The organism is Corynebacterium sp. HMSC074A09 (assembly GCF_001811545.1).
Lineage (GTDB): Bacteria > Actinomycetota > Actinomycetes > Mycobacteriales > Mycobacteriaceae > Corynebacterium > Corynebacterium hiratae.
Window position 1 is genome coordinate 1 of record NZ_KV805165.1, and the last position, 897, is coordinate 897.

The window sequence follows — 897 nt, forward strand, 5'->3', positions numbered from 1 at the left end:
CGTTTTACAACCATTGTGTGTTGCAATTGAAAGTCTATTTCTGATTCCACACGAACCACCCGAGCCGTTGCTTATATCGATACCTGGAGCCAATTTGCTAGGGTGGCATTACTTACCCCACCAATGTTGCTCAGTCCCATTCTCACAGTGAATCGTAGAATGAGAAGCGCGAGTATTTTAGGGTCGCGTTGCTTCGCCGGTTCGCGTTAAAGGACTAGAAAAATGGTTGAGTTTCTTTTCTTCCTTGCCCCTTCAGTGCTCTATATCCTTGTCCGACGCGGGTCAATCGGGGTGTCTCGAGCTCGGGCAAATGTGGGTTGGCGCTGGGGAAACCTGCAGGCAGCAGCTTTAAGTGTCATCTTGTTCCCTGTGCTGCTTGGATTAGGTTATCTTGGTATCCGTCTTGTATCTACGGATAGTCTCGGCATGCCGGGCGTCGTTTTTGTTCAAGGGGTAAGTGTTGCCGCGATTCTAAGGGCTGCAGGCGAAGAGCTTTTCTTCCGCGGATTTCTCGGGGGTTTACTTCTTCGGCGTTGGGGATTGTGGGCGGGAAACACTTTTCAGGCGACTCTTTTTCTTTTGCCACATTTGGTGTTGTTGGGCTTTGATGCTCATCTGTGGCCCGTACTTCCGGTTCAATTCCTCGGTGGGTGGATACTTGGCGCGGTGAGATTTCGCTCCGGTAGCGTCATTGAGTGCTCAGTCTTACATGCTGCCCTTAACATATGTATCGGATTGCTGGCGGGTTAGGTGAAGGATTGCATGTGGCTGCTAAGGGGGGCCTGGGCCCCGGAAAGTAGACACGTCGGGGGTTAGCTATGCTGCTTGAGTCAGTGTAGTTGATGTGAGTGCTTCGAAGGCATCGGGGGGCTAGAAGATTGCACCAGGAGTGCCGTC

1 protein-coding gene is annotated in these 897 nt (G+C 51.7%); it reads left to right on the forward strand.

Annotated elements, in window-relative coordinates:
• Positions 1 to 222 precede the first annotated feature (222 nt).
• Entirely contained in the window at positions 223 to 750 is a 528-nt protein-coding gene (locus HMPREF2807_RS10980) for a CPBP family glutamic-type intramembrane protease (protein WP_070512862.1), read from the forward strand.
• The last annotated feature ends 147 nt before the right edge of the window (positions 751 to 897 follow it).

Coding starts and splice junctions, on each gene's coding strand:
- HMPREF2807_RS10980 (WP_070512862.1), top strand. CDS start 223: ATGGTTGAGTTTCTTTTCTTCCTTGCCCCTTCAGTGCTCTATATCCTT.